We start from the raw sequence: 4,046 nt of genomic DNA, 5'->3' as shown, positions 1-4,046 counted from the left end.
CGCCCTCACCGCGGCCGTGGCCGGCGCGGCCGGTATCGCAGCCGGCCGCTTCGCCAGCGACGCCGCCCTGAAGGCGTCGCCGGGCCGCCCCCTGCCCACCGAGCCCCGCCTCACCGTGCACGCCACGGCCGCGGTGAGGGCGGTGGCGAGGGCTGCGGTCGTCGGCTTCACGGTGCGCACGGGTCCAGTCTCCTGACGGAGCCCGCCGACGGCCAGTGGAAGCGCGGCAGTGATGGGCCGGGACGGACCCGGCGCCGGCCCGCGTGGTCCGGTGCTGGTCCGGGTGGTCCGGCGCTGGTTCGGTACTGGTCCGTGCGGCCCGGTGCTACGGCCGGCCGTATCCCTTCAGCCGCTCCCCGGCCTCCGCCACCTGCTCCTCGGTCAGCAGGGTGGGGGTATGGCCGGGGACGGACGACGCGGTGAGCCACACGCGGCACATCCACTCCAGCTGGGCCGTGCGGTCATAGGCCTGGTCGAGGGTGGCGCCGTGGGCGAGGGTGCCGTGGTTCTGGAGGAGGCAGGCCGTACGGTCGCGCAGGGCCGGGAGCACGTTCTCGGCCAGTTCCTCCGTGCCGTAGGTGGCGTACGGGGCGACGCGGACGGGGCCGCCGAGGGCAGCCGCCATGTAGTGGACCAGGGGCAGCTCGGTGACGAGGGTCGAGACGGCCGTGGCGTGCACGGCGTGGGTGTGGACGACGGCGCGCGCGCCGGTGGAACGGTAGACGGCGAGATGCATCGGCAGTTCGCTGGTCGGAACGAGTGAACCGAGCAGGCGACGGCCGTCGAGGGAGACCCCGCAGAGGTCCTCCGGCGTCAGCCGGTCGTACGGGACACCGGACGGCGTGACCAGGACGGTGTCGCCGACGCGCACGGACACGTTGCCCGACGTGCCGACGACCAGGCCGTCGGCCACCGTCCGGCGGGCCGTGGCCACGAGGTCGCCCCACGCCCGCCGCAGCGCCTCCCCCGCCCGGGGCTCGTCCGTGCCCCGGGGCTCGTCCGCCCGGGGCGCGCCCGTCTCCTCCGCACCGCGTCCGTCTCCTGTGTCCCGCCGCCGCTCAGCCATGCCGTGATCCTGCCAGCGGTCCGCCCCGGCTCCTGACCCTCACGAGCAGTAGCGGACCCCAGCATTCCGTCTCTGTTCGAAGTTCCGGTGAGAACTTCGAAGGCCATTCGCAGGCCGTCACCGGAACTTCGACACAAGTGGAGTAGCGACACCTCAATCGAGTCACCCCAATGCCCGACTGAGTTCATCTTCCGTTCATCCAGGTTGCTTACGTTCCCCATGCCACTGTCGTCCAACAGAAGCCTGGGTAAATGGAACACATCACGCTCCTTCTCGGAATCGTGATCGTCACCGCTCTCGTGTTCGATTTCACGAACGGTTTCCACGACACTGCCAACGCGATGGCGACGACCATCTCGACCGGCGCCCTCAAGCCCAAGACGGCGGTGGCCATGTCCGCCGCGCTGAACCTCGTCGGTGCGTTCCTCTCCGTGGAGGTCGCCAAGACGATCTCCGGCGGCATCATCAATGAAGAGGGCATCCGCACCGAAGTGATCTTCGCGGCGCTCGTCGGCGCCATCCTGTGGAATCTGCTGACCTGGCTCCTGGGTCTGCCCTCCAGCTCGTCCCACGCACTCTTCGGCGGTCTGATCGGCGCCGCGGTGATGTCGGCGGGCTGGTCGTCGGTGAACGGCTCCACCGTGGTCAGCAAGGTGCTGATCCCCGCGGTCGCCGCACCCCTGGTGGCGGGACTCGCCGCGATGCTCGCCACCCGGCTGACGTACCGGATCAGCAAGCAGGCCGGCGAGCAGGCGACCTCCAAGGGCTACCGCGCGGGCCAGATCGCCTCGGCGGGCCTGGTCTCGCTGGCCCACGGCACCAACGACGCGCAGAAGACCATGGGCATCATCACGCTGGCCCTGGTCACCGGCGGTGTGCTCGCGCCCGGGGCGAACCCTCCCGTGTGGGTCATCGTCTCGGCCGGCTGCGCCATCGCGCTCGGCACCTACCTGGGCGGCTGGCGCATCATCCGCACCATGGGCAAGGGCCTCACCGACCTGGCGCCGCCGCAGGGCTTCGCCGCCCAGACCAGCGCCGCGACGGTCATCCTGGCCTCCTCGCACCTCGGCTTCTCCCTCTCCACCACCCAGTCCTGCTCCGGCGCCGTGATGGGCTCGGGCCTGGGCCGCAAGGGCGGTGTCGTCCGCTGGTCGACCGCGACCCGCATGTTCATCGCCTGGGGGCTCACGCTCCCGGCCGCCGGTCTGGTCGGCGCGGGCGCCGAGTTCCTCACCCAGCAGGGCACCTGGGGCATCGTCCTCACCGGCGCACTGCTGGTCGCCGGCTCCGGGGTCATCTGGGTCCTGTCCCGCCGCCGGCCCGTCACCATCGACAACGTCAACGACCTCGATGACGTCAACGACGAGCCCGCCGGCGTCGTGACCACCGCGATCGCCGCCGTCACCCCGCCTCCCACGGGCTCGGCGGTCGCCGCGGCCGACGATCTCAAGACCACCATTCCGGGCCCGGACACCGAGCCCGCCCGTCCGGCCACGGTGTAAGGAACGAACCGCATGAACATCGACTGGGCAGCCCTCGGCTCCGTGTTCGGAGTCAGCCTCATCGTCACCGTCGCCCTCGTGGGCCTCTTCACCCTCGGCATCGTCGGCCTCTCCAAGCGCGAGTCGGCCGCCGCCCGGGGCGGCTCCGCGACCCTCGCGGTCACCGGCGCGTACGTCTGCTTCGCGGCCTGCGCGGCGGCCGTGGCGTACGGGATCCAGCTGATCGTCGCCTGAACCTCACCTGACACCTGACCTTCGCAGCACGCCCGTTCCGTACGTGACGGCCCCGCGGACCTCCTGGTCGGCGGGGCCGTCACATGTCCCTGCCCGGGCCCGCGTGTGGGCCTCAGCACACTCTCCCGTCGCAGGTCAACAGCAGGTTGACGGGCGTTCTCGGGCCGTGGTGGACTGCCGGAGCCATGTACGACGGCAGAAGAGGAAGCCGGTGCGAATCCGGCGCGGTCCCGCCACTGTCACCGGGGAGTTGCTCCCCGGGAGCCAGGAACTCTCGTCGTCGGTCTCGTCGAACCAGGGCGTGGACACCCTGAGTGAGGACATACCGCCATGCCCGGCCGCCTGTTGTGGACCTGTGTGCCCCGTACGAGGTTTCTGCCGTACGTGACGGCCGGCTGAACCGGTGCGTGCCGATCGCGTCTTCGCGTACGGCGCCACCGCCGGCCTCCTCGGTGACCTGCTGCTCGGCGATCCCCGCCGGGGGCATCCGGTCGCCGCGTTCGGCCGTGCGGCGGGAGCCGTCGAGCGGGTGCTGTGGCGGGACCACCGAGGACGGGGCGCGCTGCACACGGCCGTGTGCGCGGGCGGCGCCGTCGCCCTCGCCGTGGCCGCCGACCGCTACGTACGTACGTCCGGTGCCGCGGCCGTCGCGCTGACCGCCGCCGCCACCTGGTCCGTCGTCGGCGGGACCTCGCTCGGGCGTGAGGCGCGGGCCGTCGGCGGGGCGCTGGCCGCCGGGGACGTCGAGGGGGCCCGCGAGCGGCTGCCGCATCTGTGCGGGCGGGACCCGCAGTCGCTGGACGCCGACGGGATCGCGCGAGCCGTGGTCGAGTCCGTCGCCGAGAACACCTCCGATGCCGTGGTGGGTGCCCTGGTGTGGGGCGCCGTGGCGGGAGTGCCCGGTCTGGTCGGGTTCCGGGCCGTCAACACGCTGGACGCCATGGTCGGCCACAGGTCGGCCCGCTACCGGCGGTACGGGTGGGCCTCCGCCCGGCTCGACGACGTCGCGGGGTGGCCCGGAGCCCGGCTGACAGCGGTCCTCGCGACCCTCGCCGGGGGCGATCCCCGGGGCGCCGTCCGCGCCTGGCGCGCCGACGCCGCCAGGCATCCGAGTCCCAACGCCGGGCCCGTCGAGGCCTCGTTCGCGGGGGCGCTCGGGGTACGGCTCGGCGGCACGCTGTCGTACGCGGGACGGGTCGAGCACCGGCCCGTTCTCAACGGTCCGGGGCGGGCCGGTGCTCGAC

General features: G+C 72.7%; 4 protein-coding genes, 1 pseudogene and 1 riboswitch. Of the genes and pseudogenes, 4 read left to right on the top strand and 1 reads right to left on the bottom strand.

Annotation, left to right across the window (positions count from 1 at the left end; genetic code table 11):
• A pseudogene (locus tag AOK01_RS36950) lies at positions 1-196 on the top strand (hypothetical protein); the annotation flags it as partial.
• Between the two features lie 129 nt (positions 197-325).
• On the opposite strand, the gene AOK01_RS36945 reads toward AOK01_RS36950, so the two are convergent.
• Positions 326-1,066: a class II aldolase/adducin family protein gene (locus AOK01_RS36945; protein WP_055519497.1), complete on the bottom strand. Its 741-nt coding sequence runs from the start codon at positions 1,064-1,066 to the stop codon at positions 326-328.
• Positions 1,067-1,317: 251 nt separating this feature from the next.
• Here AOK01_RS36945 and AOK01_RS36940 point away from each other — a divergent pair, with 251 nt between their 5' ends.
• The 3 genes from AOK01_RS36940 to AOK01_RS36930 form a co-directional block, all read left to right on the top strand.
• Positions 1,318-2,568: an inorganic phosphate transporter gene (locus tag AOK01_RS36940; protein ID WP_055519495.1), complete on the top strand. Its 1,251-nt coding sequence runs from the start codon at positions 1,318-1,320 to the stop codon at positions 2,566-2,568.
• 12 nt (positions 2,569-2,580) lie between these two features.
• Positions 2,581-2,802 (top strand): hypothetical protein, encoded by a 222-nt coding sequence (locus AOK01_RS36935; protein WP_055519493.1) that lies wholly within the window; start codon positions 2,581-2,583, stop codon positions 2,800-2,802.
• A 153-nt stretch (positions 2,803-2,955) separates the two neighbouring features.
• A riboswitch (cobalamin riboswitch) is annotated at positions 2,956-3,095 on the top strand.
• A gap of 110 nt (positions 3,096-3,205) precedes the next feature.
• The coding region (locus AOK01_RS36930) for a cobalamin biosynthesis protein (RefSeq protein WP_055519491.1) at positions 3,206-4,046 on the top strand (841 nt) is incomplete at its 3' end.

The sequence above is a fragment of the Streptomyces aurantiacus genome (assembly GCF_001418335.1).
In the GTDB taxonomy this organism is placed as follows: domain Bacteria; phylum Actinomycetota; class Actinomycetes; order Streptomycetales; family Streptomycetaceae; genus Streptomyces; species Streptomyces aurantiacus.
The sequence above is the reverse complement of the archived record's forward strand: the minus strand, read 5'-3'. Positions and strand labels throughout refer to the sequence as shown.

Coding starts and splice junctions, on each gene's coding strand:
- AOK01_RS36945 (WP_055519497.1), bottom strand. CDS start 1,066: ATGGCTGAGCGGCGGCGGGACACAGGAGACGGACGCGGTGCGGAGGAG.
- AOK01_RS36935 (WP_055519493.1), top strand. CDS start 2,581: ATGAACATCGACTGGGCAGCCCTCGGCTCCGTGTTCGGAGTCAGCCTC.
- AOK01_RS36940 (WP_055519495.1), top strand. CDS start 1,318: ATGGAACACATCACGCTCCTTCTCGGAATCGTGATCGTCACCGCTCTC.